The sequence below is a fragment of the Nonomuraea turcica genome (genome assembly GCF_030718205.1).
GTDB lineage: Bacteria > Actinomycetota > Actinomycetes > Streptosporangiales > Streptosporangiaceae > Nonomuraea.
On record NZ_JAUZQF010000076.1, the window covers coordinates 1 to 2,035 of the forward strand.

Annotated in this window: 2 protein-coding genes; both read right to left on the minus strand. The window is 68.9% G+C overall.

Going from position 1 to position 2,035, the window contains the following annotated elements; translation table 11 throughout:
- Positions 1-114 precede the first annotated feature (114 nt).
- Positions 115-906 (minus strand): IS21-like element helper ATPase IstB, encoded by a 792-nt coding sequence (gene istB, locus Q9G87_RS60215; protein WP_305925671.1) that lies wholly within the window; start codon positions 904-906, stop codon positions 115-117.
- Positions 906-2,035, minus strand: a 1,130-nt coding sequence (locus tag Q9G87_RS60220) for a Mu transposase domain-containing protein (protein WP_305925672.1), incomplete at its 5' end; no start/stop codon positions are given. The genes Q9G87_RS60220 and istB, both read right to left, overlap by 1 nt.

The window sequence follows — 2,035 nt, forward strand, 5'->3', positions numbered from 1 at the left end:
TGTCAATGGCCTTTGAGCTCTCCCCGCTGGCGGCCAGATAGTTCACACGCTGGTGGCCATGAGGGTGTCCCCAACGGCGGCCAGATATCTCCCCGCCGTTGATGGATGCGTGGGTCAGGTGAAGGGCTTGACGCCCTGTCCTGAGGTGGCCTGGGTGAGTCGGAAGCTGTCACCCTGAGTAACCACGATGTGAGCGTGATGCATGAGTCGGTCGACGGTGGCGGTGGCCAATGTCTTGGGCATGATCTCGTCGAAGCCGGATGGGTGCAGGTTGGAGCTGACGGCCAGCGAGCGGCGCTCATAGGCGGCGTCAACCAGCCGGTAGAAGCCCTCGGCCGCGTCTGGTGAGACCGGCAGCAGGCCGATGTCATCGACAATGATCAAATCGGAGCGGATGACGCGGGCCAGCGCGCGAGCGATGGAGTCGTCGGCGCGGTGACGGCGGACCAGGGCGCCGAGGTCCTCGATGGTGAACCAGGCCACCGTCATCCCCGCCTCGACCGCTGCCTGGCCGAGGGCCTCGCTGAAATGCGATTTTCCCGTGCCCGACGGCCCGCAGACACACAGATTCTCCCGCCTTCGCACCCATTCCAAGCTTTTGAGGGCATCTTGGGTGGGGCGCGGGATGGACGAGGCGCCCTCGTCCCAGTCGCCGAAGGTCTTGCCTGCGGGGAAGCCCGCGCGCCGGCGGCGGGTGTGCAGGTTGGCCCGGTCGCGACCGGCCGCTTCCTCGGCGAGCAGGACGCGCACCACCTCGGCCGGATCCCAGCGCTGGGCCTTGGCGGTGGGGATCAGATCAGCGAGCGCCCGGCGGATGTGCGGTAGCTTCAGCCGCTTGGTGAGCTCGACGGCCTCGGCGAGCGGGTCGCCAGTCGAGGCGTGGACGGAACGCAGCGGGGTGGCCATCAGAAGGTGTCCTCGTCGAGATCGGTGCCGGTGGGGGTGGTGCCGAAGTGGGCCCAGGCGGAGGTGCCCGGTTGCAGGCTGTGGGTCTCGCTGGCGCGGGTGGGCTGGTCGCTGTCGTGTTTGACCTGGTAGTCCAGGATGGACAACAGATCGGCGTCGGCGAAGCGGCCGGTCAGCGCGGCAGTTCCGAGTGCCCGGTCGACCTGGGCGGTCGAGTAGAGCTTGGCCAGGGCGACGGCCTCGGCCATCTTGGCTTTGACCCGGCGAGTGCCCGCCGCCGCGGCCTCCACCAGCCACGTGGCCGCGCCGGGGCCAATCATCAAGAACGCGGCCTCCTCAGCGCTGGTGGCCTTCGGGGTGCGGTCGGCTTCCTTGTTCTCCCGGGGCGGGTAGTGCGCGGCGTCGATGACGGGGGTTCCAGCCTGGCCGCGGGTGTGCCGGGCGACCTCGCGCGCGGTGCCGTCGGCGGCAACGGCGGTGACGACGAGTTCATCGCCATGGAAACGCGCCCAGACGCGGGAGTCGATCAGCTCGTGGGGCACCGAGTAACGCACCGCCTCCACCGAAATTGTGGAGTCCCAGCAGACCCGGCGAGTGCTGCCGAAGGCGACAGTGAACGGCTGCTTGGGCAGCGGGTGCAGCCGCTGCCGTTCCTCGGCCAGCAGCTCGACCGGGCGGCGCTTGGTCACCCGGTGCACCCGGCCGTTGACCTCCTCGCCGAAGGCCCGGCAGGCCGCCTCCAACTGGCCGAACGTGCGGTACTCCTCCTGCAGGTTGACCTCGGTGGGCACCAGGTCGGCCTTGGCGATGCGCACCGTCGCCTCGCTGCCGCCCTTGGACTCCGGATCGGCCGGCACGCAGGTGCGGATGGTCATGCCGTAGTGCCGGGCGATCTCCACGATCTCCGGGTTGCGTACCGCTATCCCCGCGATGTGGTCAGTGGTGACCGTCTTCTCGTTGTCGGTCAGCGCATAGGCCGGCACCCCACCGATCCGCCGCAACGTCGCATCCAGGCAGGCCGCAATCGTCGGCATGGTCTTGTCCCAGACCGGGATGACCACACGAAACCGCGACCAGGCCAGCCAGGCGCACCACAGGATCGTCTGCCGCCCCTTGATCACCGGACCCC

Excerpts from the sequence above, each read along its gene's own strand:
- istB (WP_305925671.1), bottom strand. The coding sequence starts at position 906 with ATGGCCACCCCGCTGCGTTCCGTCCACGCCTCGACTGGCGACCCGCTC.